Annotated in this window: 23 protein-coding genes, 4 pseudogenes and 1 riboswitch; of the genes and pseudogenes, 25 read left to right on the top strand and 2 right to left on the bottom strand. The window is 71.0% G+C overall.

The genetic code is table 11. The features are described 5' to 3' along the window. Positions 1-29: 29 nt before the first annotated feature. Positions 30-248 (bottom strand): hypothetical protein, encoded by a 219-nt coding sequence (locus tag KRR39_RS09040; protein ID WP_216941697.1) that lies wholly within the window; start codon positions 246-248, stop codon positions 30-32. Positions 249-355: 107 nt separating this feature from the next. Then, the gene (locus KRR39_RS09035; protein WP_216941696.1) at positions 356-2,176 is read right to left on the bottom strand and encodes a sigma-54-dependent Fis family transcriptional regulator; all 1,821 of its coding nucleotides are present in this window, start codon (positions 2,174-2,176) and stop codon (positions 356-358) included. Positions 2,177-2,362: 186 nt separating this feature from the next. Here KRR39_RS09035 and KRR39_RS09030 point away from each other — a divergent pair, with 186 nt between their 5' ends. From KRR39_RS09030 to KRR39_RS26015, 25 genes and pseudogenes are all read left to right on the top strand, one after another. Further along, complete coding sequence (locus tag KRR39_RS09030; RefSeq protein WP_216941695.1) at positions 2,363-2,620, top strand: hypothetical protein; 258 nt, start codon at positions 2,363-2,365, stop codon at positions 2,618-2,620. Positions 2,621-2,717: 97 nt separating this feature from the next. Beyond that, entirely contained in the window at positions 2,718-4,370 is a 1,653-nt protein-coding gene (locus tag KRR39_RS09025; protein ID WP_216941694.1) for a ferritin family protein, read from the top strand. Positions 4,371-4,474: 104 nt separating this feature from the next. Beyond that, a complete protein-coding gene (locus KRR39_RS09020) occupies positions 4,475-5,512 on the top strand; it encodes an NADH:ubiquinone reductase (Na(+)-transporting) subunit F (RefSeq protein WP_216941693.1) in 1,038 nt (345 codons plus the stop codon). 33 nt (positions 5,513-5,545) lie between these two features. Next, positions 5,546-6,718: a ferritin family protein gene (locus KRR39_RS09015; protein ID WP_216941692.1), complete on the top strand. Its 1,173-nt coding sequence runs from the start codon at positions 5,546-5,548 to the stop codon at positions 6,716-6,718. Continuing rightward, entirely contained in the window at positions 6,715-7,083 is a 369-nt protein-coding gene (mimD, locus tag KRR39_RS09010; RefSeq protein ID WP_216941691.1) for a propane 2-monooxygenase effector subunit MimD, read from the top strand. The genes KRR39_RS09015 and mimD overlap by 4 nt, the downstream gene beginning before the upstream one ends. 239 nt (positions 7,084-7,322) lie before the next feature. Continuing rightward, complete coding sequence (locus KRR39_RS09005; protein WP_216943012.1) at positions 7,323-8,183, top strand: amidohydrolase family protein; 861 nt, start codon at positions 7,323-7,325, stop codon at positions 8,181-8,183. After that, positions 8,180-8,896, top strand: coding sequence for an iron-sulfur cluster assembly protein (locus tag KRR39_RS09000; RefSeq protein WP_216941690.1), 717 nt, complete (start codon positions 8,180-8,182; stop codon positions 8,894-8,896). The genes KRR39_RS09005 and KRR39_RS09000 overlap by 4 nt, the downstream gene beginning before the upstream one ends. Further along, positions 8,893-9,918 carry an NAD(P)-dependent alcohol dehydrogenase gene (locus KRR39_RS08995; protein WP_216941689.1) on the top strand — a complete coding sequence of 342 codons (1,026 nt, stop codon included), beginning with the start codon at positions 8,893-8,895 and terminating at the stop codon, positions 9,916-9,918. The genes KRR39_RS09000 and KRR39_RS08995 overlap by 4 nt, the downstream gene beginning before the upstream one ends. A 49-nt stretch (positions 9,919-9,967) precedes the next feature. After that, entirely contained in the window at positions 9,968-11,659 is a 1,692-nt protein-coding gene (gene groL, locus KRR39_RS08990; RefSeq protein WP_216941688.1) for a chaperonin GroEL, read from the top strand. A gap of 3 nt (positions 11,660-11,662) precedes the next feature. After that, positions 11,663-11,947 (top strand): annotated as a pseudogene (locus KRR39_RS26020) (Nramp family divalent metal transporter); the annotation flags it as partial. A 73-nt stretch (positions 11,948-12,020) separates the two neighbouring features. Next, positions 12,021-12,971, top strand: a complete 951-nt coding sequence (locus KRR39_RS08985) for an Nramp family divalent metal transporter (RefSeq protein ID WP_254185624.1) — start codon at positions 12,021-12,023, stop codon at positions 12,969-12,971. Further along, positions 12,968-13,630 carry a hypothetical protein gene (locus tag KRR39_RS08980; RefSeq protein ID WP_216941687.1) on the top strand — a complete coding sequence of 221 codons (663 nt, stop codon included), beginning with the start codon at positions 12,968-12,970 and terminating at the stop codon, positions 13,628-13,630. The genes KRR39_RS08985 and KRR39_RS08980 overlap by 4 nt, the downstream gene beginning before the upstream one ends. A gap of 218 nt (positions 13,631-13,848) precedes the next feature. Further along, complete coding sequence (locus KRR39_RS08975) at positions 13,849-14,073, top strand: hypothetical protein (protein WP_216941686.1); 225 nt, start codon at positions 13,849-13,851, stop codon at positions 14,071-14,073. A gap of 126 nt (positions 14,074-14,199) precedes the next feature. Beyond that, entirely contained in the window at positions 14,200-14,361 is a 162-nt protein-coding gene (locus KRR39_RS08970) for a hypothetical protein (RefSeq protein ID WP_216941685.1), read from the top strand. A gap of 148 nt (positions 14,362-14,509) precedes the next feature. Beyond that, entirely contained in the window at positions 14,510-15,124 is a 615-nt protein-coding gene (gene clsA, locus KRR39_RS08965; protein WP_254185623.1) for a cardiolipin synthase ClsA, read from the top strand. Between the two features lie 97 nt (positions 15,125-15,221). Next, on the top strand, positions 15,222-16,052 hold the full coding sequence (locus tag KRR39_RS08960; protein WP_216941684.1) for a DUF881 domain-containing protein: 831 nt from the start codon (positions 15,222-15,224) through the stop codon (positions 16,050-16,052). After that, on the top strand, positions 16,049-16,381 hold the full coding sequence (locus KRR39_RS08955) for a small basic family protein (protein ID WP_216941683.1): 333 nt from the start codon (positions 16,049-16,051) through the stop codon (positions 16,379-16,381). The genes KRR39_RS08960 and KRR39_RS08955 overlap by 4 nt, the downstream gene beginning before the upstream one ends. 7 nt (positions 16,382-16,388) lie before the next feature. Further along, positions 16,389-17,168, top strand: a complete 780-nt coding sequence (locus tag KRR39_RS08950; protein ID WP_216941682.1) for a DUF881 domain-containing protein — start codon at positions 16,389-16,391, stop codon at positions 17,166-17,168. 60 nt (positions 17,169-17,228) lie between these two features. Continuing rightward, a complete protein-coding gene (gene gcvH / locus KRR39_RS08945; RefSeq protein ID WP_216941681.1) occupies positions 17,229-17,615 on the top strand; it encodes a glycine cleavage system protein GcvH in 387 nt (128 codons plus the stop codon). Between the two features lie 127 nt (positions 17,616-17,742). Further along, complete coding sequence (locus KRR39_RS08940; protein WP_216941680.1) at positions 17,743-18,282, top strand: zinc-ribbon and FHA domain-containing protein; 540 nt, start codon at positions 17,743-17,745, stop codon at positions 18,280-18,282. A 2-nt stretch (positions 18,283-18,284) separates the two neighbouring features. Then, positions 18,285-19,016, top strand: a complete 732-nt coding sequence (gene ftsR, locus KRR39_RS08935; RefSeq protein ID WP_216941679.1) for a transcriptional regulator FtsR — start codon at positions 18,285-18,287, stop codon at positions 19,014-19,016. A gap of 45 nt (positions 19,017-19,061) precedes the next feature. Beyond that, positions 19,062-19,530: pseudogene (locus KRR39_RS08930) on the top strand (bifunctional nuclease family protein). A gap of 244 nt (positions 19,531-19,774) precedes the next feature. Next, the gene (locus KRR39_RS08925; RefSeq protein ID WP_216942511.1) at positions 19,775-20,365 is read left to right on the top strand and encodes a MerR family transcriptional regulator; all 591 of its coding nucleotides are present in this window, start codon (positions 19,775-19,777) and stop codon (positions 20,363-20,365) included. Positions 20,366-20,551: 186 nt separating this feature from the next. After that, positions 20,552-20,650, top strand: a riboswitch (glycine riboswitch). 93 nt (positions 20,651-20,743) lie between these two features. Continuing rightward, positions 20,744-23,636 (top strand): annotated as a pseudogene (gcvP, locus tag KRR39_RS08920) (aminomethyl-transferring glycine dehydrogenase). After that, positions 23,633-24,325 (top strand): annotated as a pseudogene (locus KRR39_RS26015) (serine hydrolase domain-containing protein); the annotation flags it as partial. The pseudogenes gcvP and KRR39_RS26015, both read left to right, overlap by 4 nt. Positions 24,326-24,344 lie beyond the last annotated feature (19 nt).

Here is a 24,344-nt window from a genome sequence, read left to right as displayed (position 1 = left end):
GACGGGTCGGCGGGGGAGCAGGGCGCGGGTCAGGTGACCTGCAGCAGCAGGCCGCTCAGCACCGCGAGCCCGGCGCACGCGAGCAGCAGCGGGCGGACCCGACAGGTCCAGGCGATCCGCGAGTCCAGGAAGGAGGGGACCGCGTCCGCGGGCAGGTGCCGGGTGACGTAGGCGTGGGCCAGGAGGAATACCCCGATGACGACGCCCGCCTGGATCAGCAGCATCGCGGTGTCCGACGTGGTGTCCATCCCTGCCTCCTCTTCCTGCTCGGTGCTGCTGGACCCGATCGTTCCGGCACGCTATCGACGGGACCGTGTGCCGCTCGTCTCAATCTGAGAGCCGCGCCGCCGCGCGCTCAGGACGGCGTCTCCACGATCCCGTAGGCCCGGATCCGTCGGTAGATCGTGGCCCGCGACATCCCCAGGGACGCGGCCGCGAGCTCCTTGTCGCCCCCGCAGTCGCGCAGCGCCTCCACGATGGCGTCCCGCTCGAGGGACTCCATCGTGTTCAGCGCCCGGCGGGACACCGAGCGCACCTCGGGCGGCAGGTGCTCGGGCTCCACGACTCCCGCCCGCCGGCGGGCCATCACCCACCGCACCACGTGGTGGAGCTGCTCGATGTTGCCCGGCCAGGCGGAGCGGCTGAGGATCTGCAACGCCTCGGAGGACCAGACGAGCGGGGCACCACCCTCGCCGGAGCGGCGGGTGAAGTGCGCGACCAGGGCCGGGATGTCCTCGGCGTGCAGCCGCAGCGGCGGCACGTAGACCGTGCCGGGGAACAGCCGCAGCAGCTCGCTGAGGTCGGTGCGGTCGGCCGGGTTGTTCAGGGTCACGACCACCCACGGGTGGGCGGGGGAGTCCTCGCTGCGGCACTCCTGGAGGACGGCGCAGGTGGCCCGCAGGCGGGCGGGGCCCAGCCGGTCGACGTGGTGCAGCACCACGCTGTCGGCGCCGCGGGTCACGGTCTGCCGGAGCAGGGAGGTCCACGAGGGGTCGTCACCGACCGCTGCGTCCAGCACCGCGATGTGGGGGACCGGCTGCCGGCGCAGCTGGACGGCCTGCAGGAGCGCGAGCTTGCCGACGCCACGCTCGCCGACCACCGCGAGCCACTCGCGGGACAGGAAGTGCTGCTCGACCTCGTGGCAGGCGTGGGTCCAGACCGGGACGGTGCCGACCAGGCCCGGGAGCGGGCGCGGACCGCCGGCCGCCGAGGCGTGCTGGTCGGGCAACCGCATCGCGTGGCGGACCACCCGCACCACCAGCCCGGACGGGTGGTTCGGGTCGCCGACCGCGTGCATGTGCATCCGGGCCGTCCCGCCGCCGGGCAGGTCGACCTCGTGGGTGCCGAGGCGTCCCGTGGCCAGGGCCTCGCTGGCGTGGGTCAGCAGGCTCGACTGCTCGGCGGCGGACAGCACGGTGCGGGCGTGCTCGTTGAGCATCCCGACCTCGGGACTCACGGCCAGCACGATCCCCGAGGACCGGCGGCAGACCCGGAGGTACTCGTCGAGCAGCTCCCGCTCGTGGATGCCGCTCGCGTTCAGCAGCGCGGTCTGGACCTGCTGGGCGGTGGTCTTGGCCAGGGCCAGCAGCAGCGTCCCGGCGTCCCGGCGCCAGCAGGTCAGGTCGACGACGCCGACGGTGCGTCCGGTGAGTGGGTGCTTGATCGGCACGCCGGCGCAGGCGAGGTCCTCGAGGCGCTCGGCGTAGTGCTCGTGCCCGAACACGTGCGTGGGTGCGCCCACCTCGAGCGCCGTACCGATGCCGTTGGTGCCGACCGAGTTCTCCGCGTAGTTGAAGCCGGGGGCCAGGCCGACCGCGTCCAGCCGCCGTTCCAGGGAGTTGTCGCCGGTGAGCCGGGTCAGGACCAGGCCGTGCCGGTCGGTGAGCACGATGCTGACCGGCTGCTCGGCCATCACCGACAGCAGGCCGTTCAGCACGGGGGCGGCCGCCCGGGACAGGAAGGTGTCCAGGTCCGGGTTCACCTCGAGGATCGGGTTCACCTGGTTGGCTGCGACGCGCATGTCCCGCGACCGGCGCCACGACGCCAGGATCGGCGTGCGGACCGCGCCGGACTCCAGGGAGTGCGACGTCAGGAAGAGGATGCGGCTACGGGCGAGCGCCTTCTGGTCGGCGGTCTCGCCCGCTGCTTCCCCCGGGGACACAAGTTGTCCAGCCATGCAATCACTCCGTCACGCCCGACTTCCGCCCACCGTGGTGGCCGGATGGTCAACCACTCCCAGTAAGTCGCGCTCGTCACTCGTCAGTCGTCTCACATTGAGACGACCCGCGCCTGGGTCCCGGGCGTAGACCGTCAACGTACGCCGCGCACACCGACCTGGTCAGACCCGGAAGGAGGGTTTCTCATGGACGACGAGGGACCCGAGACGTTCAACCCGTGGAGCATCGTGCACCTGGTGTTCGAGCACCTCAGCGAGCACGGACTGCATCCCACGCTGGGGGAGGGCGGGGATCCGGCCGAGCACGCCGCGGGGCTGCTCCGGGCCCTGAGGATCGAGCCGGCTGCGGAGGGCAACCGGGAGGTCGTGCGGGCGGTGCGGGCGCACCTGGCCGAGATCCGCGCGGTGATGTTCGAGGAGCCGGGCTCCACCGAGCCTTCGTGAGGTCCGGACGTGTGAGGTCCGTCTCACAGTGATACGCGAGAAGTTCCGTCGGTGACGTCTGATCGTCACGACGGGCAGCCCAGGCAAGGAGAGGCACATGAGTCGTCAGAGCGTCGCGAAAGCGCACGAGAAGATCCAGGAGCTGGCGTGGGAACCCCTGTACCACGATCCGGTCTCCCAGTACGGCACCGACTACACGTTCACCAAGGCGCAGAAGAAGGACCCGCTCAAGCAGGTCCTGCGGTCGTACTTCCCCATGCAGGAGGAGAAGGACCACCGCGTCTACGGCGCCGCCGACGGAGCGATCCGCGGCAACATGTTCCGCCAGGTCCAGCCCCGGTGGCTGGAGTGGCAGAAGCTGTTCCTGAGCATCATCCCGCTGCCGGAGATCTCGGCGGCCCGGGCGATGCCCCTGCTGTTCCGCACGGTCCCCAACCCCGAGCTCCACAACGGGCAGGCGATCCAGATGATCGACGAGGTGCGGCACTCGACGATCCAGCAGAACCTCAAGCGCCTGTACATGAACAACTACATCGACCCGGCCGGCTTCAACAGCAGCCTGCGCAACTTCCAGAACGACTACTGCGGCACGATCGGCCGGCAGTTCGCGGAAGGCTTCATCACCGGTGACGCCATCACCGCGGCGAGCATCTACCTCACGATCGTCGCCGAGACGGCCTTCACCAACACCCTCTTCGTGGCGATGCCGGCCGAGGCAGCCGCCAACGGCGACTACCTGCTGCCGACGGTCTTCCACTCCGTCCAGTCCGACGAGTCCCGGCACATCAGCAACGGGTACGCCACGCTGCTGATGGCGCTGGCCGACGAGGGCAACCACGCCCTGCTCGAGCGGGACCTGCGGTACGCCTGGTGGAACAACCACCGGGTGGTGGACGCGGCCATCGGCACGTTCATCGAGTACGGCACCAAGGACCGTCGCAAGGACCGGGAGAGCTACGCGGAGATGTGGCGTCGGTGGATCTACGACGACTACTACCGCAGCTACCTCGTGCCCCTGGAGAAGTACGGCCTGGTCATCCCGCACGACCTGATCGAGGAGTCCTGGAACCAGATCTGGAACAAGGGCTACGTGCACGAGGTCGCCCAGTTCTTCTGCACCGGGTGGGTCGCCAACTACTGGCGGATGGACCCGATGACGGACAAGGACTTCGAGTGGTTCGAGTACAAGTACCCGGGTTGGTACGACAAGTACGGCGCCTGGTGGGAGAACTACAACCGGCTCTCGATGCCGAACGGGCACCACCCGATCGTCGCCGAGGACGTCGACTACGCCTACCCGCACCGCTGCTGGACGTGCATGGTCCCCTGCCTGGTCCGTGAGGACATGGTGATGGGCGAGGTCGACGGGCAGGTGCGCACCTACTGCCACGAGGCCTGCCGCTGGACCGACATGGAGGCCTTCCGGCCGACGTACCAGGGCCGCGAGACGCCCAACATGGGCCGGCTCATCGGCAAGCGGGAGTGGGAGACGCTCTACCACGGCTGGAACTGGGCCGACGTCGTCTCCGACATGGGCTACGTGCGGGACGACGGCAAGACGCTCGTCGCCCAGCCGCACCTGGACCTCGACCCGAAGAAGATGTGGACGCTGGACCACCTGCGCCGGATGCCCCCGCTGCAGAGCCCCAACGTGCTCCTCAACGAGATGACGCCGGAGCAGCAGAAGGCGTTCCACGCCGACTACATCAAGGGCGGTCCGGCTGGCCGGCCCGCTCCCGCGGCGGTCTGACACACACGACCACCGGGCGACACGGGGAGGACCCGACCCGCGGCCGGGTCCTCCCCCTCGTCCCACCCCCAGTTCACGTCCCTGCTGCCGGAAAGGAGCGCCAGATGGGCACCAACCACGTCGTACGCTTCGAACCCGTCGGCATCGAGATCGAGGTCGACGAGGAGAAGACGGTCCTCCGGGCCGCCGCCGAGCAGGGGCTGATGCTCATGCACGGCTGCAAGGAGGGCCAGTGCTCGGCCTGCAAGTCCTTCGTGCTGGACGGGGAGGACATCGAGCTCGACAAGTACTCCACGTTCGCCCTGCCGGACTTCGAGAAGGAGGAGGGGTACACCCTCCTGTGCCGGGCGCACGTCTATGAGGACGTCACGATCGAGCTGCTGAACTACGACGAGGACATGATCCGGTCGGGCTTCCCGATCCAGGACGTCAAGGCCGAGGTCGTGGGCATCGAGCCGGTCACCGGCGACATGCGGCACGTCACCCTGCGCGTCCTCGGGGACGCGCCCCTGCAGTTCTTCCCCGGACAGTACGTCGACTTCACGGTCCCCGGCACGGAGGAGACCCGCTCGTTCTCGATGGCCAACACCCCCTCACCGACGGGCGACCTCCTCGAGTTCGTCATCAAGATCTACCCCGGAGGCCTGTTCTCCGGCCACCTCGACGGCGAGCTGTCGATCGGTGACCAGCTCGACCTGAGCGGACCCTTCGGCACCTTCACGCTGCGTGACGGCCGGTCCAGCGACCTGGTCTTCGTCGGCGGGGGAGCGGGCATGGCCCCGATCCTCTCGGTGCTGCGGGCCCTGGCCGAGAAGGGCAGCCCCCGCAAGACCCGCTTCTACTACGGGGCGCGTCGCCGACAGGACCTGTGCTTCGAGAAGGAGCTGCTCCAGCTCGAGCAGGACCTGCCCGACTTCCGCTTCATCCCGGCTCTCTCGGAGCCGGACGACGCGCCCTGGGACGGAGAGGTGGGGCTGGTCACGGACGTGGTGAAGAAGCACGAGCAGGACCTGTCCGGCTCGGACTCCTACGTCTGCGGACCGCCCCCGATGGTGGAGGCGGCGATGGCCACGCTCGAGGGCCTCGGCGCACCCACCAAGAACATCTACTACGACAAGTTCACCACCACCGAAGGTTCCTGATCGCACCATGAGCGAGAGCGAGGCGGACGAGAGATGACCACCACGACCGAAGAGCGCAGCCTGCCGAAGCCCGTGTTCACCGACGCCGAGGCCGGCGCCAAGGTGTTCCCCGACTCCACCGCGCGCAACTACAACTACTTCACGCCCAAGAAGCGCAAGCAGTCCCACTACGAGGACGTCACCGTCGAGGTCCAGCCGGACCCCCGGCACTACCTCGCCCAGGGCTGGCTCTACGGCTTCGCGGACGGCCAGGGCGGCTACCCGCTGACCTGGACCAAGCTCAAGGCCTGGGGCTCCGACCGGCCGGTCCCCGAGCGGTTCCCCGGCTCCGGCGGCGCCGGCTACGAGTGGCCGGCCCACGGCTGGCACGAGTTCCGGGACCCCAATGAGGAGTGGGAGCTGACGTTCTACCGCTACAACTCCAACGTGGTGCGGCAGATCAACCAGAACATCGACACCGCCCGGGAGTCCAAGGCCTTCGAGCAGTGGAACCCCAACTGGGTGCAGTTCGTCGAGCGGCACGTCGGCGCCTGGATGCACGTCGAGCAGGGCCTCGGCCTCTACCTGTTCGCCAACGCGAACCGTCGGGCGCCCACCAACATGCACAACAACGCCATCGCCGTGAACAGCATGCACCGGATCCGCTTCGCCCAGGACCTCGCGCTGTACAACCTCACCCTCACCGAGGAGATCGAGGGCTTCGACGGCGCCGCCCACCTCGACGCCTGGAACAACGACCCGGTGTGGCAGGGCGTGCGCCGGGTGGCCGAGCAGATGACCGCCATCGACGACTGGGCCGAGGCGGTCTTCGTCGCCAACGTCATCTTCGAGCCGCTCGTCGGGGAGCTGTTCCGCAGCGGGCTGGTGCAGCAGGCCTCCCCGCGCAACGGTGACTTCGTGACCCCGACGGTGATGGGTGCCGGCGAGCACGACTACGCGGAGCGCGACCTCCGCTACACCAAGGTGATGTTCGAGCCGCTGGCGACCGACAAGGAGTTCGCCGAGCACAACACGGCGCTGATGGACGAGTGGCTGTCCACCTGGACCCCGCGCTGCATCGCCGCCGCTCGCGAGCTCCAGCCGATCTGGTCGCTGCCCGACTCCAAGCCGCCGCGCTTCGAGGACGCCCTCGACCGCGCGAAGGCCCGCTTCAGCGGGATCCTCGACGAGCTGTCCCTCACCACCCCGAAGGAGCTGACCCAGTGAGCACGTTCAAGACGGCCGAGAGCCCGTTCAAGTCCGACAGCACCCCCTCGAACATGTGCGGCGTGACGTTGATGAACAACCAGGTCGGGGCGGTGGTCGCGGAGGTGATGGCCACCAAGGACGGGGTGACCGTGACCCCGCTGCCCTCGATGATCCGCGTCGACGCGGTCAACCGGATGGACTTCGTCTACGACGAGCTGTCGGAGGCGCTCGGCGAGGACGAGGGGTACTTCGACTCGGCGGAGTTCGAGGAGAACATGTCGACCCACTACGGCCGGATGATCCACCTCGACGACCGCACGATCATGTTCGCCAACCCCGAGGACGCCGCGGACTACATCGGCTTCGACCTGACCGCCCACTGAGCCGACCGCACCAGCGACGTACGCCCGAGGAGGACCTATGTACGAGAAGAACGGCGAGAAGTACTTCGTCGTCGACAGCCACATGCACTACTGGGACGCGAGCCCGGAGAACTGGGTGGCCGGCCACGAGAACTACGCCAAGGGCTGGATCGAGTGCTTCCACGCCTACCAGGGACTCGGGCCCCCCGGAGACGCACTGGTCCATCGAGCACTTCCAGAAGTACTCCGAGGACGACCTGATGAAGGACGTCTTCGAGGACGGGTACGTCGACGTGGCGGTGTTCCAGCCGACCTACCTCAAGGAGTGGTACACCGAGGGCTTCAACACCACCGAGCGCAACGGCGCCCTGTCCGAGAAGCACCCGGGCAAGTTCGTCGTGAACACCCGGTGGGACCCGCGGGAGGGTGACGCCGGGCTGCGGGAGCTCGAGGAGAACGTCAAGCGCTGGGGCTCGACGGGGGTCAAGCTGTACACCGCCGAGTGGCGGGAGGGCTCCCGCGGCTGGACGCTCAAGGACCCCGAGGCCTACCGCTTCCTGGAGAAGTCCCAGGAGCTCGGGATCAAGAACATCCACATCCACAAGGGCCCGACGATCTGGCCCCTGGACAAGGACGCGTTCGACGTCTCCGACGTGGACCACGCCGCCACGGACTTCCCCGACCTCAACTTCATCGTGGAGCACGTGGGCCTGCCCCGCATCGAGGACTTCTGCTTCATGGCGACCCAGGAGCCGAACGTGTACGCCGGTCTGTCGGTCGTCATCGGCGGCCTGATGCACGCGCGTCCCCGGTTCTTCGCCAAGGTGATGGGGGAGCTGCTGTTCTGGGTCGGCGAGGACAAGATGACCTTCGGCAGCGACTACGGCATCTGGGAGCCGAAGTGGCAGATCGAAGGCTTCGTGGACTGGGACTACCCCAGCGACGAGTTCTCCGACTACCCCCGGGTCACGACCGACACCAAGAAGAAGATCCTCGGTCTGAACGCCGCGAAGCTCTACGGCATCGAGGTCCCGGCCGAGCTCCAGCTCGGTGCCGGCGCGGGCACGCCGGCCGCCCAGGAGTCCGCGGTCGGCGTCTCCGACGTCGGAGCCGTGGTGTGATCGACCGGGGTCAGGTGCTGGAGGCCCTGGGGACCGTCCGGGACCCGGAGCTCGACGAGTCCGTGACGGTGCTGGGGTTCGTGTCCTCCTGCACCGTCACGGGCGACGAGGTCGACGTACGGCTGCGGCTGCCGACGTACTTCTGCGCCCCCAACTTCGCGTACTTGATGGTCGCGGACGCCTTCGACGCGGTGAACCGTGTCGAGGGCGTCCGGCGTACCACCGTGGTGCTCGAGGACCACTTCGCGTCCGACGCGATCAACGGGGGCGTGGCGGCCCGGGCCGGCTTCGTGGCGTCGTTCGACGGCGAGGCCGTCGACGAGCTCGAGGGGCTGCGCCGCGACTTCCTCCGCAAGGCGGTGCTCGCCGGCACCGACCTGGTCTGCCGGCCGCTGGTGGCCGCGGGCCGCACGCCCGAGGAGCTCGCGGTGATGACCCTCGGCGACGTCGGGCTCTCGCGCGAGGTGGACCGGCTGCGGTCCCGCCGCCGCGACCTCGGGCTGCCCGCCGACGACACGTCGGCGCTGCTCGTCGACGTGGTGACCGGTGAGGCCGTCGGGGTCGAGGCACTGCCGCTGCACCTGCGCAAGGCCCGGGTGACCGGGGTCAGCGTGGGTGCCAACTCGAGTATCTGCCGGGGCCTGCTGCAGGAGCGGTACGGCGCCGGTTCACGTCTCGCGTCCGTCGGTGGCGGCGCGGAGGAGGAGCTATGAAGGCTGTCCGGCTGCACGCGTACCACCAGATGCCCGTCGTGGAGGAGGTCCCGGACCCGGTCGTCTCCGGTCCGTTGGACGTCGTGATCAAGGTCGGGGGAGCCGGCGTGTGCCGCACCGACCTGCACGTGATGGAGGGGCAGTGGGCCGCCGCCATGGGCGTCGGCCTGCCCTACACGCTCGGCCACGAGAACGCCGGCTGGGTCCACGAGGTCGGCTCCGCCGTCACGAACGTCGCGGTCGGTGACACCGTGATCCTGCACCCGACGCCCACCTGCGGGCTGTGCCGCGCCTGCCGCGCCGGGCAGGACATGCACTGCAGCCAGAGCACCTTCCCCGGGCTGAACACCGACGGCGGGATGGCGGAGTACCTCCTCACCTCGGCCCGGGCCTGCGTGAAGCTCGACGCCACCACCCGTCCCGAGGACGTCGCCGCCCTCGCCGACGCCGGGATCACCGCCTACCACGCGGTCCGCAAGGCGGTGCCGCTGCTCTACCCCGGCACGACCTGCGTGTTGATCGGCGCCGGCGGCCTGGGCCACATCGGGATCCAGTGCCTGCTGGCGCTGACCTCCACGCGGGTCGTCGTCGTGGACGCCAACCCCGACGCCCTCAAGCTGGCCGAGCAGCTGGGCGCGCACGAGACCGTCCTGGCCGGTGAGTCCTCGGTGGACACCGTCAAGGACCTGACCGACGGGGAGGGCGCCGAGGTGGTGCTCGACTTCGTCGCCGAGCAGGGCGCCGAGCAGGCGGGCTTCGCGATGACCCGCCCCGGTGGCTCCTACTTCGTGATCGGGTACGGCGGCACCCTCACCGTCCCCACGCTCGACATCATCTCCACCGAGCGCAACATCGTCGGGAACATCGTCGGCACCTACAACGAGCTCGCCGAGCTGATGGTGCTCGCCCAGTCCGGGAAGGTCACCCTGCACACCCGGACGTACCCGCTCGCCCAGGCCCAGGACGCCTTGCGCGACCTCGACGCCGGCCTTGTCCGGGGCCGGGCGATCCTCGTTCCCTGACTCCCCACCGACGCACCTCTCAACCGCATCACGACCGCAGGAGGAACCCATGGCCAAGGAGCTTCGATTCGGTGAGGACGCACGGGCGCTTCTGCTCTCGGGCGTCGAACAGCTGGCGGAGGCGGTGAAGTCGACCCTCGGGCCGAAGGGGCGCAACGTGGTGCTCGAACGGATCACGGGGTCGCCGGTGGTGACCAACGACGGTGTGACGATCGCCCGCGAGGTGCACCTCGGCGACCCGTTCGAGAACATGGGCGCCCAGCTGGTCAAGGAAGCCGCGATCAAGACCAACGACATCGTCGGCGACGGTACGACGACCGCGACCGTGATCGCCCACGCGATCATCCGCGAAGGCATCAGCGCCATCGCCCGCGGTGGCAACCCGGTGCTCGTCAAGCGCGGCGTCGACCTCGCCGTCTCCCGGCTGGTCGAGCAGCTCGCCAAGGTCGCGCACCCGGTGGTCAGCGAGGAGGACTACAAGCGGGTGGCCGCGATCTCCGCGAACGACGACGACGTGGTCGGTGCGGTGCTGGCGCACGCGCTGCACACCGTCGGCGACCGCGGCATCGTCACGGTGACCGAGTCCCCGGTGAACGGCATGAGCGTGGACTTCGTCGAGGGCTTCGAGTACGACAACGGCTACCTCTCGCCGTACCTCGTCACGCACCCGGCCAGCCTGGAGGCGGTGCTCGACGACCCCTACATCCTGCTGTGCAGCGAGAAGATCTCGAAGGTCCAGCAGCTGATGCCGCTGCTGGACAAGGTGATGCGCGAGCCGCGGCCACTGGTCGTCATCGCCGAGACAGTCGACGGCTCGGCCCTGAGCATGCTGGTGCACAACCACGTCAACGGCGTCTTCCGCTGCGTGGCCACCAAGGCGCCCGGCTTCGGCGACCGCCGGCTGCGCAAGCTGGAGGACATCGCCACGATCACCGGCGGCGAGGTGTTCAGCAAGCACTCCGGCTTCAGCCTGGAGAACATGACCCTGGCGCAGATGGGCCGCGCCCGGCAGGTCCGGGTCACCGCGGACCGCACCACGATCATCGGCGGTGCCGGCTCCCAGGACGCGATCGAGTTCCGGCTGGCGCAGCTGCGCTCGGAGATGGACCGGGCCACCTTCGGCATCGACGAGGACGTGCTCACCGAGCGGATCGGCTCGCTGTCCGGCAAGGTGGCCGTGATCCGGGTCGGTGCACCCACGAACGCTGAGCTCGCCGAGCTGCAGCACCGGGTCGAGGACGCGCTGTCCGCGACCCGGGCCGCGATGGCCGAGGGCATCGTCGCCGGCGGCGGCTCGGCACTGGTGCACGCCGCCCCGGTGCTCGACGACCTGCAGGTCAACGACGACTACGCGATCGGCGTCGACATCGTGCGCCGGGCGCTGAGCGAGCCGATGTACCTGATCGCCACCAACGCCGGGTACCCCGGCCACGAGGTGGTCGCCAAGGTCTCGGAGATGGGAGTCGACGACGGCTTCGACGCCCTCGAGGGCCGCTACGGCGACATGATCGAGATGGGCATCATCGACCCGCTGCGGGTGTGCCGCTCGGCCCTGGAGAACGGTGCGTCCGTCGCCGGCCTGCTGCTCACCACCAACACCCTGATCGCCGAGGAGCAGACCCCGTGGGGCGGCAGCCGCGCGCTGATGACCGAGTTCGGCGAGCTGGACGAAGGGCTGCACCAGCCCTCACCGGACTCGAGCACGCCGCAGTCGCTCGGCCTGGGCCCCTCGGTCGGCTGAGCCGTGCACCAGGTCGTCCCCGGACGGGCCCGGACCCGTCCCCCGCCGCTGCCGCTGCAGATCGGCAGGGACGGGGCCAGGGACGCGCCGCCCACCCGGCGCGGCCAGGTGCGCAAGCTGGTCGCGCTGCTGGGTCCCGCGTTCGTGGCGGCCGTCGCCTACATCGACCCCGGCAACTTCGCGACGAACTTCTCGGCGGGTGCGAAGTTCGGCTACGCCCTGGTGTGGGTCGTGGTGCTGGCCAACCTGGTGGCGATGCTGGTGCAGTACGAGTCCGCCAAGCTCGGGGTGGCCAGCGGGCGGGACCTCCCCGAGATCTGCCGGGAAAGGTTCCCCCCGCGCGGTCTCGCGAGGGCTGTGGGTGCAGGCCGAGCTGGTCACCATGGCCACCGACGTGGCCGAGTTCGTCGGCGCCGCCGTCGGCCTGAACCTGCTGTTCGGGATCCCGCTGTTCCCGGCCGGGCTGATCACCGCGGTCGTCGCGTTCGGCATCCTCGAGCTGTCCCAGCGCGGGCACCGGCCCTTCGAGCTGGCGATCGTCGGACTGCTGGCCATCGTGGTGCTCGGCCTCGGCTACGACCTGCTCACGGTCGGTGCGGACCCGGCCGGCATCGCCGGCGGCCTGGTGCCGTCGTTCGCCGGCCAGGAGTCGGTGGTGCTCGCCGCCGGCATCGTGGGCGCGACGGTGATGCCGCACGTGATCTACCTGCACTCCGCGCTGACCAAGTCGCGCAACCGCTGCCACGACGACGCCTCCCGGCAGCGGCTGATGCGCTACCACAAGATCGACGTGGTGGTGGCGCTCAGCATCGCCGGCCTGGTGAACCTGACGATGGTGTTCATCGCGGCGTCGGTGTTCGCGGGCACCGACCTGCTGGACCGCGACGGCATCGTCGGCGCGCACCGTGAGCTGGGGCAGATGGTCGGCGGGGGAGCGGCCCTCGCGTTCGCGGTGGCGCTGCTCGCGTCGGGCCTGTCCTCCTCCAGCGTCGGCACCTACGCCGGCCAGGTCGTGATGCAGGGCTTCATCCGGCGCCGCATCCCGCTGTTCCTGCGCCGCGCGGTGACGATGCTGCCGGCGCTGCTGATCCTGGCGACCGGACTGCCGGTGACCGCGAGCCTGGTGGTCTCCCAGGTCGTGCTGTCGTTCGGGATCCCCTTCGCGCTCGTCCCGCTGGCGATCGTGACGAGCCGGCGGGACGTGATGGGGGCGCTGGTCAACCGGCGCTCCACCACCTGCGCGATGTGGTTGGTGACCGTGGCCATCAGCGCGCTCAACGTGTACCTGATCTGGAGAGTGGTGGCGACATGACCGATACCAAGGAGCAGACCGGGCCCGGCACGGGCGGCGAGGACTTCGTGGACCTCTGGCGGCTCGAGACGCCGACGGCGCGGGCACTGGCGGCGGAGGCCGAGCGGTTCGAGGACCTGCAGACGGTGCTGCGCTGCTGCGAGGGGCTCCTCCCGGAGCTCGGGCGCGCGGCGGCCGGGTTCCCCGAGGCGGTCCTCCTCGTCGAGGCGCTCTGGACGGTCGCGCTGACGTCGTACGCCCGGTGCTTCGACGCGGCCGGCGAGGGCATCCCGCTCACCGAGGAGGACGTGGTCACCGCGCACCCGGACAACAAGGAGGTGCGGGAGTGGCACCGCGCGCTGATGCGGCTGCGCAAGCACTACGCCAGCCCGTCGGTGAACCCCCGCGAGTCGGTCTCGGTCAGCGTGGCGCGCGCCGAGGACGGGTCGGCGGCGGGGATCGCGCTGACCTCCGCGTCCCGCCCGGCCCTCGACGAGGTCACGGTCCGCAGCGCCGGCACGATCGCGTTCGCGCTCAGCGAGGTGGTGGACGGTCGGATCGCCGGCCGCCAGGGCGAGGTGTTCACCGAGGTCGCCGCGCTGGACGCCGCGACCCTCGACGGCCTCGCGCAGTGGCGGGCCGCCCGCCCGCCCGCCGCCGAAGCCCCGCCGGAGGCCTGAGCCCGCCGACCCGCCGACCCGGCGACTCTGGCGTTCCCATCCCCGCCGACCCGGCGACTCTGGCGCTTCTACGTCGCCAGACGCGCCGGGTCGGCGGGTGGATCGTCGCCAGACGCCCCGGGTCGGCGGGTGGGGGAGCCGGCCGGATCCGGGCCGGGTCTGGACCGATTCGGGGCCGCATGGCGCCAAATGCTCCTCGGGGACGCATACTGGAGGTGATGAAGCCTCATGCCGGTTCCCGGCGACACCTGGCCAGCAGCCCCTTCCAGCCGCCCGCGACGGTCACCGTCGCGACGTACGAGTTGGACGAGCGCGTCACCCACGACAAGTACGGCATGGGCCGGGTGGTCTCGGTGGAGACCGACCAGGCGGTGGTGGTCGACTTCGGCAACAACCTGCAGGTGCGCCTGATGCGCCCCTTCGCCAAGCTCAACAAGCTCTGAGCCGGCTCCCGGTCGTCCCTTCGGGCCAATGTCATGGTCCGTTCGGGCCATACCCGGAGTTTCTGCGTCATGTTCGGCGGGTCCGACGGTTTCCTAGGTAGACGAGAACCCTGGGAGATGAGACTCGTGAACCGCACTGAGAAGATGACCGTTGTCGAGAACCGCTCGACGAAGACCAGCACCCGCGCACGCTGCAGCCGGACCACCGACTGCCACTGCGGCCAGCAGCTCGACATGTGCGCCCGTGCGCACTGCCCGCGCTGCGGTCGTTCGATCCACCAGGACTGACCCTCCGGCCGCGTCCGCCGAGGTCGGCGGGCCCGGGTCGAGTCGTCGCAGCCCGCGCCCGGTGACGGGCTAAGGTACTCAACGACCAGCCGACGCGGGAGTCCGCGCCGGCACGACGCGGCAGCGCTCGGCGAGCGAGGGATACCTGGTGGAGCAGCAGGACGACGAGGTGGCAGTCAGCCACCGGGTCCTCACGATCCCCAACATCATCTCGATCATCCGGCTCGCGGGCGTCCCGCTGTTCCTCTGGCTGGTCCTGGTGCCCGAGGCCGACGCGTGGGCGCTGGCCGTGCTGTTCGTGTCCGGCCTGACCGACTGGCTGGACGGCTACCTCGCCCGCAAGCTCCACCAGACCTCGAAGCTCGGCGCGATCCTCGACCCGGTCGCCGACCGGCTCTACATCCTCTCGACCGTGATCGGTCTCGGGATGCGCGACATCATCCCCTGGTGGCTGGCGGTGCTGCTGCCCGCGCGCGACGCCTTCCTGTGGTGCCTGGTGCCGTTCCTGCGGACCCGGGGCTACAGCTCCCTGCCGGTGCACTTCCTCGGCAAGGCGGCGACCGCCAACCTGCTCTACGCCTTCCCGCTGCTGCTGCTCGGGGACGGCACCGGCGTGCTGGCGACGCTGGCCAAGGTCTTCGGCTGGGCGTTCGCGATCTGGGGCACCGGGCTGTACTGGTGGGCCGGGCTGCTCTACGCCTGGCAGGTCCGCAAGCTGCTCGCCGACCACGACCGAAGGGCGCCGGCGCTCGATGGCGGCTGACCAGCGCACCCGGCGCGGCAGGCGTACGACGGACGACCACCCGCCCGTCGCGGACGGTCGTGCCGCCACGCCCCGCGAGCCGCGACCGCCCCGCCCGGTGAACGACCCCCCGCCGCAGGCCGTGATGGGGCTGCTCAACTACATCACCGCCACCTCGCTCGACGAGGACTACGCGCACGTCTCCCGCCGGCGCCGGCGCTCCGGCGACACCCCCGAGGGCCGCACGCGCGGTCCGGGCACCGCCGCCATGCTGGTCCTCGCCCTGTTCGGGGTGCTGGTGGCCACCGCCGGGGTGCAGACCGCGCGCAACGCCGACGAGTCGGCCAGCTCGCGGCAGTCGCTGGTCGGCCAGGTCAACGCGCGCAAGGCGCAGCTCGCCGCCCAGCGCGCCTCGGTGGCCAGCCTCACCCGCTCGGTCGCCGCGCTGCAGGACAACAACCTCGCCGCCACCACCCAGGGCCGGGCGGTCCGGGCCCGCCTGGACCGGCTCGGGGTGCAGACCGGGGCCGTCGCCGCCACCGGGCCGGGCATCCGGGTGGTCGTCGACGACGCGCCCGGGGCGACCCAGGACAACCAGCTGGTGCTGGACCAGGACCTGCAGAAGCTGGTCAACTCGCTCTGGCTGATCGGCGCCGAGGCGATCTCCGTCAACGGCCAGCGGCTCACCAACCTGTCCGCGATCCGGGAGGCGGGCGGGGCGATCACCGTGAACTTCAAGTCGCTGGGCGGGCCCTACACCGTCTCGGCGATCGGCAACAAGAACCAGATGGCCGCCCAGCTGCTCGACACCGAGGGCGGCCGCACCTGGCTGGCCCTGCGGAGCGGGTTCGGCCTGCGCTTCGACGTCAACTCCGAGGACTCCATGACCCTGCCCGCCAGCTCGCGGACGACCCTGCTGCACGCCCGACAGCCGGAGCGGCTCCGATGATCGCCGCGATCGGCCTGCTCCTGGGCGTGCTCCTCGGGCTGGTCCTGCAGCCCGACGTGCCGATCTGGCTCGAGCCCTACCTCCCGATCGCCGTCGTCGCCGCCCTGGACGCCGTGTTCGGCGCGCTGCGGGCGTTCCTCGACGGGATCTTCGACGACAAGGTCTTCGTCGTCTCGTTCGTCTCCAACGTGCTGATCGCCGGGCTGATCGTCTACCTCGGCGACAAGCTCGGGGTGGGCGGCCAGCTGTCGACCGGCGTCATCGTCGTCCTCGGCATCCGGATCTTCTCCAACGTCGCCGCGATCCGCCGGCACATCTTCCACGCGTGAGCCGGCCATGACCCAGACCCCTCCCGACGACGAGCGGCCCGAGCCGGAGCAGGACGGCCGGACCCGGCTGTTCGCGGCGCTGCGCCGTCGCGGCTCGCGCGGCCAGGTGACGGTCGCGGTGCTGCTCGCGCTGCTGGGCTTCGCCGCCGTCACCCAGGTGAAGGCCAACGAGCAGGACGACCGGTACGTCGGCGCCCGGCAGGGCGACCTGATCCAGTACATCAACAACCTCTCGCTCGCCTCGCAGCGCGCGGCGGGCGAGATCTCCCGGCTCCAGCGCACCCGGGACGCGCTGCGCAGCGACACCCGTGCCCGCCGTACGGCGCTGGACCGCGCCCAGCAGCAGGCCACCACGCTCGGCATCCTGGCCGGCACGGTGCCGGTCGTCGGGCCGGGCGTGCGGGTCACGGTCACCGACGACAAGGGTGGCGTGGGCAGCAACCAGCTGCTCGAGGGGCTCGAGGAGCTGCGCGACGCCGGCGCCGAGGCCATCGAGCTCAACGACAAGGTCCGGGTGGTGGCCCAGACCTCGCTGAAGGACACCAGCGGGGGAGTCCTCGTCGACGGCACGCTGCTGCGGTCGCCGTTCGTGATCGAGGCGATCGGCAACGCCCCGAGCCTGGCCACCGCGCTGGACTTCAAGGGCGGCTTCACCGACGAGGTGCAGCGGCCCAGCGTGGACGGCACGGTCGACGTGGTCGAGGTCGACGCCTCCGACGGCGTGAAGATCTCCACGGTCGTGCCGCCCGCGACACCGCGGTTCACCCAGCCCGGGAAGACGGGATAGCCTGCCGTCTCCAGCTTCGACCAGCCACCGACCAGCCACCAGCCACCGACAGGGAGCGCCGTGTACCCCGAGGACCTCAAGTACACCAGTGAGCACGAGTGGGTCCGCAGCCCCGGCGAGACCGAGGGCTCGGTGCGGGTCGGCATCACCGACTACGCCCAGGAGGCGCTCGGCGACATCGTCTACGTCTCCCTGCCGGAGGTCGGCGTCGAGCTGGAGAACGGCACCGCGGTCGGCGAGCTCGAGTCGACCAAGTCGGTCAGCGACGTATTCGCCCCGCTCGGCGGCACCGTCAGCGCCCGCAACGAGGCGCTGGACGCCACCCCCGAGCTGGTCAACTCCGACCCGTACGGCGAGGGCTGGCTGTTCGAGATCGTGCCGTCCGACGCGGCCGCCGTGGACGGCCTGATGGACGCTGCGACGTACCAGACCAGCATCGAGTCCTGAGCCCGCACCTTCTCGCTTGATCGCCCTGCGTTCACTGATAGGTTCGCTCCACACAACCGTGAACCTCGACTGACGGTTGAGGGTTTGCGCCAGCAGCGACTGGTCCACAGGCACCGGGAGGCCGACCATGCCGTTCTGCACTCAGTGCGGACACCAGAACCCCGACGGCGCGCGCTTCTGCTCGCAGTGCGGGAGCCGTCTCGAGGTGGCCGCCCCCGCGGGCGAGTCGCCGAGCGAGACGACCGCGACGATCACCTTCGGGGGTCCCGTCAAGGAGGCCGAGCACCGCGAGGAGCGCGCCCTCGGCGACGCCGACGCGGCGGCCGTGGACGCCCTGCCTCCGGGCAGCGCCCTGCTGGTCGTGCAGCGCGGCCCGAGCGCGGGCAGCCGGTTCCTCCTCGACACCGACGTGGTGGCCGCCGGCCGGCACCCGGAGAGCGAGATCTTCCTCGACGACGTGACCGTGTCCCGCCGGCACGCGGAGTTCCGCCGTACGCCGGACGGCTTCACCGTCGCGGACGTGGGCAGCCTCAACGGCACCTACGTGAACCGGGACCGCATCGACGAGGTCGCCCTCGCGGGCGGCGACGAGGTGCAGATCGGGAAGTACCGCCTGGTCTACTTCACCAGCCACACGGCCGCGGGCCGCGCCGGAGCGGGTCAGTAGCCATGCGACAGTCCGCCTCGTCGCGGGCGCGGCTCAGCATCGGGGAGGTGCTCGGGCAGCTGCGCGGCGACTTCCCGGGCCTGAACATCTCCAAGATCCGGTTCCTGGAGGCGGAGGGGCTCATCGAGCCCGAGCGCACGCCGTCGGGCTACCGGAAGTTCTCCCACCAGGACGTGGAGCGGCTGCGCTACGTCCTGACCTGCCAGCGCGAGCACTACCTCCCGCTCAAGGTGATCCGCGAGCACCTCGACGCGATCGACCGCGGGCTGGAGCCGCCGGCGCTCAACGGGTCCTCCGGGCCGCAGGTGCCGCGGGTGGTGCTCGCCGGCGACGGCTACCCGTCCCCGGACTCGTTCTCCTCCGACGCCTCCGAGCTGCGGCTGTCCCGCGGCGAGCTGCTGGCGTCGGCCGAGATCGAGGACGAGCTCCTCGACCAGCTCGAGAACTTCGGCCTGGTCCGCCCGCGGCAGGGCTCCACGCCGTACGACGGGGACGCGCTGGTGGTCGCGAAGACCGCCGGCGAGCTCGCCGCGTTCGGGTTCGAGCCGCGACACCTGCGGGCCTTCCGGACCGCCGCGGACCGCGAGGTGGGCCTGATCGAGCAGGTCGTCTCCACGATGCGCCGCGGCCGGGACGCCAGCGCGTCGGCGCGCGCCGAGGAGGCCATCTCGCAGATCGCCGCCCTGTCCGTACGGCTGCACGCGACGCTGGTCAAGGCCGGTCTGCGCACCTGAACGCCCGCACCTGCGGGCGCTTCGCGCCGGGAGTAGGGTTGTTCCGTGCGCGAAGTCGACGTGATCGGTGTCCGGGTGGAGATGCCCTCCAACCAACCCATCGTCCTCCTGAGGGAGGTGGCGGGGGACCGCTACCTGCCCATCTGGATCGGGGCCGTCGAGGCGACGGCGATCGCCTTCGCCCAGCAGGGGGGTCGTCCCGCCGCGACCGCTGACGCACGACCTGATCAAGGACCTGCTGAGCGCCACCGGCAACGACCTCACCGAGGTCCGGATCACCGAGATGAAGGACGGCATCTTCTACGCCGTGCTGGTCTTCGAGTCCGGCGTCGAGGTCAGCGCCCGCCCCTCCGACTCGATCGCGCTCGCGCTGCGCACCGGCAGCAAGATCGTCTGCGCCGAGGACGTCCTCGACGAGGCCGGCCTCGAGGTGCCCGACGAGCAGGAGGACGAGGTGGAGAAGTTCCGCGAGTTCCTCGACCACGTCTCCCCGGAGGACTTCGAATCCCGCTGAGGGCCTCGACCTCAACCCTCAACCTCTAGTTGAGGGTTACGACACGCGGGCCGAAACGGCCCAGCCTCGTTGACCACCCTCAACCCGAGCCTTACCTTGGGGGAGTGTCTTCGCTGTAACTCCACCGTTGTTCTCTTGGTCGGCCTCTGTGCCGCCCGCCCCGAGGACGGACGGCTTCCCCCTAGGGAGCGACACGCAGAGCGAAGCAGATGAGACGAGGTCAACGGTGACAGGCAACGACGACGTGGCGGCGCGCAACACGACCGACCAGACGGCGGCGCACGAGGCGGCCGAGGTGGCCGACGAGCAGGGTCTGCTCTTCGACGACGATGTGTCGACGCTCCCCAGTGACACCGGCTACCGCGGGCCCACCGCCTGCAACGCCGCCGGCATCACCTACCGCCAGCTGGACTACTGGGCCCGCACCGGGCTCGTGGAGCCCACCGTGCGCGGGGCCACCGGCTCCGGCACCCAGCGGCTCTACTCCTTCCGCGACATCCTGCTGCTCAAGGTGATCAAGCGGCTCCTGGACGCCGGCATCTCGCTGCAGCAGATCCGCACCGCGGTGCAGCACCTGCGCAAGCGGGGCACCGACGACCTGACCCGGGTCACGCTGATGAGCGACGGGGCCAGCGTCTACGAGTGCACGAGCAACGACGAGGTCATCGACCTGCTCCAGGGCGGTCAGGGTGTCTTCGGCATCGCCATCGGCGGCGTCTGGCGCGAGATCGAGGGGTCGCTCGCCGCGCTGCCCAGCGAGCGGGCCACCGACGACTCCGCCGGGCACACCGGTGACGAGCTCTCCGCCCGTCGTCGGGCCCGCGCCGCCGGCTGACGTTTCCTGCTGCGAGGCGTCGCGCCCAGTGACCACCGGTCACCGGACGCGGCGCCTCGCGGCGTTTCCGGACCGCGCCGACCCGGCGCGTCCGGCGGCGCGGACCGCGTCGACCGCCAGAGGCGCCGGGTCGGCGGGGCTGTTGGCAGCGACCGGCCCAGCGGTTGGGTAAGGTGGTGGTGCTGCTGACACCGCGCGGGAGAGTCTCCGTCTTCTTCCCCGTCGGAGCGCCGAAGGGGCAAATCCTCCCCGGAACCTCTCAGGCGCCAGGACCGTGCGGGACAGGCAACTCTGAAGGACGGATGCCCCCACGACGAGGTGCGGGCCGTCGCTGACAGAGGGGGAGGCGACCTGACCGCGACGTCACCAGGAGCCTCTGTGTCCGACCACCCCAGCCTCGCCGACCTCGACACCGCCGGAGCGTTCGTCGACCGGCACATCGGCCCGGGGACCGAGGAACGCGCCACCATGCTGGCCGCCCTCGGCTTCGAGTCCCTCGACGCCCTGATGGACGCTGCCGTCCCCGGCGGCATCCGTGCCGCGAGCGAGCTCGGCCTGCCGCCGGCCGCCACCGAGGCACAGGCGGCCCGTGAACTGCGCGCGGTGGCGGCCCGCAACACGCCCCGCGAGCCGATGATCGGGCTGGGCTACCACGGCACGATCACCCCGCCCGTCGTACGGCGCAACGTGCTGGAGGACCCGTCCTGGTACACCGCCTACACGCCGTACCAGCCGGAGATCTCCCAGGGCCGCCTCGAGGCGCTGCTCAACTTCCAGACGCTCGTCGGCGACCTGACCGGGCTGCCGACCGCCAACGCCTCGCTGCTCGACGAGGGCACCGCCGTCGCCGAGGCGATGACGCTGGTGCGGCGCGGGAACAAGAAGGCCACCGGCCCGTTCGTCGTCGACGCCAACGCGCTGCCGCAGACCATCGCCGTCGTGGAGACCCGGGCGCACGCGATGGGCATCCCGGTGGTCGTCGCCGACCTGACCGGCGGCCTGCCCGCCGACGTCGCCGACCCGTGCGGGGTGCTGGTGCAGTACCCCGGCGCCGACGGCGCCGTACTCGACCCGCGGCCGCTGGTCGAGGCGGTGCACGCCGCCGGCGGGATGGCCGTGGTGGCCGCCGACCTGCTCGCGCTCACCCTCCTGGAGTCCCCGGGCGCGATGGGCGCCGACGTCGTGGTCGGCTCCTCCCAGCGTTTCGGCGTCCCGCTGTTCTACGGCGGCCCGCACGCCGGCTTCATGTCCGTGCGCGCCGGCCTCGAGCGGCACCTGCCCGGCCGGCTGGTCGGCGTCTCGGTCGACTCCGAGGGCCGCCCGGCCTACCGGCTCGCGCTGCAGACCCGCGAGCAGCACATCCGCCGCGACAAGGCCACCTCCAACATCTGCACCGCGCAGGTGCTGCTCGCCGTGGTCGCCTCGATGTACGCCGTCTACCACGGCCCTGCGGGGCTGCGGGCGATCGCGCGGCGCACCCACCGGTACGCCGCGGTGCTGGCCACCGCGCTGCGCGGCGCCGGCGCGGACGTCGTGCACGAGCAGTTCTTCGACACCGTGACCGTCCGGGTGCCCGGGGGAGCGACGGCCGTCGTGGAGGCCGCCCGCGAGCGCGGCGTGCACCTGCGGCTCGCCGACGACGACACCGTCGGCATCTCCACCTCCGAGACCACCGCCCGCGAGCACCTCGTCGCGGTGCTGGAGGCCTTCGGCGTCACGGACGTGGACCTCGACGACGTCGACGCCCGCACCGGCGACGAGCTGCCGGCCGCGCTGGTGCGCGAGACCGGGTACCTCACCCACGAGGTGTTCAACACGCACCGCTCCGAGACGTCGATGCTGCGCTACCTGCGCCGGCTCTCGGCCCGCGACTACGCCCTGGACCGCGGGATGATCCCGCTCGGGTCGTGCACCATGAAGCTCAACGCGACCACCGAGATGGAGCCGGTCAGCCTGCCCGGCTTCGCCGACCTGCACCCGTTCGCGCCGGCCGCCGACGCGGAGGGCTACGCCCACCTGATCGAGGAGCTGGAGTCCTGGTTGGCCGAGGTCACCGGCTACGACCGGGTCTCGATCCAGCCGAACGCCGGGTCGCAGGGCGAGCTCGCCGGGCTGCTGGCGATCCGCGCCTACCACGTGGCGAACGGAGACACGGCTCGCGACGTCTGCCTGATCCCGGCGTCCGCACACGGCACCAACGCGGCCTCCGCGGTGATGGCCGGGATGCGGGTCGTCGTGGTCAAGGCAGCGAGCGACGGCCGCGTCGACATGGACGACCTGCGCGCGCAGTGCGAGAAGCACGCCGACGACCTCGCCGCGATCATGGTGACCTACCCCTCGACCCACGGCGCCTACGAGGACGGCATCGGCGACCTGTGCGCGACCGTGCACGCGCACGGCGGCCAGGTGTACGTCGACGGGGCCAACCTCAACGCGCTCCTCGGCTACGCCAGGCCCGGCGAGTTCGGCGGCGACGTCTCGCACCTCAACCTGCACAAGACGTTCTGCATCCCGCACGGCGGCGGCGGCCCGGGCGTGGGACCGGTCGGCGTGCGCGAGCACCTGGCGCCGTACCTGCCCTCGCACCCGGGACACCCCGACCCCGCGCGACGGGCGGGCATCGGGCCGGTCAGCGCGGCGCCGTACGGCTCGGCGGGGATCCTGCCGATCTCCTGGGCCTACGTGCGGATGATGGGCGGCGAGGGCCTGACCGCCGCGACGGCGGTGGCGGTGCTGTCCGCGAACTACATCGCCAAGCGGCTCGGCGAGCACTTCCCGGTGCTCTACAAGGGCCACGGCGACCTGGTCGCGCACGAGTGCATCCTGGACCTGCGCGACCTGACCAAGCAGACCGGCGTCACCGTCGACGACGTGGCCAAGCGCCTCGTGGACTACGGGTTCCACTCCCCGACGATGAGCTTCCCGGTCGCGGGCACGCTGATGGTCGAGCCGACCGAGTCCGAGGACCTCGGTGAGATCGACCGGTTCTGCGAGGCGATGATCGCGATCCGCGGCGAGATCGACCGGGTCGGCGCGGGGGAGTGGACCCCCCGAGAGCTCGCCGCTGCGCGGTGCCCCGCACACCTCGCGCGCACTGACCGGTGAGTGGGACCGCGCCTACTCGCGCGAGGTCGCGGTGTTCCCGACCGGCTTCGACCCGGACAAGTACTGGCCGCCGGTCGGCCGCATCGACCAGGCCTACGGCGACCGCAACCTGGTCTGCTCCTGCCCGTCCCCCGAGGCCTTCGAGAACTCGCACGTGGACGCATGAGCGCGGTCAGCGACCTCACCGCCCGGCGGCTCGACGTGCTCCTGGCGCGCGAGCAGCACGACGGCCGGCTGCCGTCGGTGGTCGGGGGCGTCGTCCGCGACGGCGAGCTCGTGTGGACCGGCGCGGTCGGCGGCGTGGACGGGGTCGCGCCCGGGCCCGACGTGCAGTACCGCATCGGCTCGATCACCAAGACCCTGGTGGCGGTGACGGTCCTGCAGCTGCGCGACGAGGGCGTGCTCGACCTCAACGACCGGCTCGACGTGCACCTGCCGGGCGTCCGGTACGGCGACCGGACGCTGCGCGGCCTGCTCTCCCACGACACCGGCATGCACTCCGAACCGGCCGGCTCCTGGTGGGAGCGCTCGCCCGGCGGCACGTTCGACGAGCTCGCGGCCGGCCTGTCCGAGGTCGACGCGCCGTTCGCGTCGGGCGCGACCTTCCACTACACGAACGTCGCGTTCGCGCTGCTCGGCGAGGTGGTCAGCCGGCACCGCGGCGCCCCCTGGTTCGACGTGGTCCGGGAGCGGATCCTCGCACCGCTCGGCATGACCCGGACGACGTACCTCCCGCAGGCGCCGCACGCGGCGGGCTTCAGCGTGCACCACTACGCCGGCACGCTGACCTGCGAGCCGTCCTTCGACGCCGGTGCGATGGCGCCGGCCGGCCAGGTGTGGAGCACGCTCGAGGACCTCACGCGCTACGCGTGGT

Origin of the sequence: Nocardioides panacis (assembly GCF_019039255.1) — a bacterium.
Lineage (GTDB): Bacteria > Actinomycetota > Actinomycetes > Propionibacteriales > Nocardioidaceae > Nocardioides_B > Nocardioides_B panacis.
The sequence above is the reverse complement of the archived record's forward strand: the minus strand, read 5'-3'. Positions and strand labels throughout refer to the sequence as shown.

What these genes read in the sequence shown, in the direction of transcription:
- KRR39_RS09040 (WP_216941697.1), bottom strand. Translation starts at nt 248, where the DNA reads ATGGACACCACGTCGGACACCGCGATGCTGCTGATCCAGGCGGGCGTC.
- KRR39_RS09035 (WP_216941696.1), bottom strand. Translation starts at nt 2,176, where the DNA reads ATGGCTGGACAACTTGTGTCCCCGGGGGAAGCAGCGGGCGAGACCGCC.
- KRR39_RS09030 (WP_216941695.1), top strand. Translation starts at nt 2,363, where the DNA reads ATGGACGACGAGGGACCCGAGACGTTCAACCCGTGGAGCATCGTGCAC.
- KRR39_RS09025 (WP_216941694.1), top strand. Translation starts at nt 2,718, where the DNA reads ATGAGTCGTCAGAGCGTCGCGAAAGCGCACGAGAAGATCCAGGAGCTG.
- KRR39_RS09020 (WP_216941693.1), top strand. Translation starts at nt 4,475, where the DNA reads ATGGGCACCAACCACGTCGTACGCTTCGAACCCGTCGGCATCGAGATC.
- KRR39_RS09015 (WP_216941692.1), top strand. Translation starts at nt 5,546, where the DNA reads ATGACCACCACGACCGAAGAGCGCAGCCTGCCGAAGCCCGTGTTCACC.
- KRR39_RS09005 (WP_216943012.1), top strand. Translation starts at nt 7,323, where the DNA reads ATGAAGGACGTCTTCGAGGACGGGTACGTCGACGTGGCGGTGTTCCAG.
- KRR39_RS08995 (WP_216941689.1), top strand. Translation starts at nt 8,893, where the DNA reads ATGAAGGCTGTCCGGCTGCACGCGTACCACCAGATGCCCGTCGTGGAG.
- groL (WP_216941688.1), top strand. Translation starts at nt 9,968, where the DNA reads ATGGCCAAGGAGCTTCGATTCGGTGAGGACGCACGGGCGCTTCTGCTC.
- KRR39_RS08980 (WP_216941687.1), top strand. Translation starts at nt 12,968, where the DNA reads ATGACCGATACCAAGGAGCAGACCGGGCCCGGCACGGGCGGCGAGGAC.
- KRR39_RS08975 (WP_216941686.1), top strand. Translation starts at nt 13,849, where the DNA reads ATGAAGCCTCATGCCGGTTCCCGGCGACACCTGGCCAGCAGCCCCTTC.
- KRR39_RS08955 (WP_216941683.1), top strand. Translation starts at nt 16,049, where the DNA reads ATGATCGCCGCGATCGGCCTGCTCCTGGGCGTGCTCCTCGGGCTGGTC.
- KRR39_RS08950 (WP_216941682.1), top strand. Translation starts at nt 16,389, where the DNA reads ATGACCCAGACCCCTCCCGACGACGAGCGGCCCGAGCCGGAGCAGGAC.
- KRR39_RS08940 (WP_216941680.1), top strand. Translation starts at nt 17,743, where the DNA reads ATGCCGTTCTGCACTCAGTGCGGACACCAGAACCCCGACGGCGCGCGC.
- ftsR (WP_216941679.1), top strand. Translation starts at nt 18,285, where the DNA reads ATGCGACAGTCCGCCTCGTCGCGGGCGCGGCTCAGCATCGGGGAGGTG.